This window comes from Ochrobactrum sp. SFR4 (assembly GCF_019730395.1).
Classification (GTDB): domain Bacteria; phylum Pseudomonadota; class Alphaproteobacteria; order Rhizobiales; family Rhizobiaceae; genus Pseudochrobactrum.
In genome coordinates, this window is the sequence record NZ_JAAPBB010000333.1 from 1 (window position 1) to 374 (window position 374).

Consider the following 374-nt stretch of genomic DNA (forward strand, 5'->3'; position numbering starts at 1 on the left):
GTGAAAGCCGTTGTTATGAGTGATCAGGTCAGGCTGGTTAACGACACGATTGTTGTTGAGGCAGCAGCCAGCACCGTAACAGACATAGAGGCAGATGTTTGGCTTCTTCCAAACACAACAAATGCAGTTATTGAGGCAATGCCGGTCACCCTGCGTAAGGCATGGGCTGATGAATCGAGCGTTGGCTTTGACTTGGAACCGTCTTGGATAGAAGCAAGGCTGCATGTTGTTGGTGTTAAGCGGGTTAAAGTTATCGCGCCATTCTTAACAGTTGTTGCAGACCCCGGGGTGGCAATCGCCCTTGGTGAGATCAAGCTCAACTTCAAAGGTTATGATTATTGATGTCACACCGGCAAACATTACTCCCAAGTAAT

General features: G+C 48.1%; 1 pseudogene. It reads left to right on the plus strand.

The features are described from left to right. A pseudogene (locus HBA93_RS19235) lies at window positions 1-342 on the plus strand (baseplate J protein); the annotation flags it as partial. Window positions 343-374 lie beyond the last annotated feature (32 nt).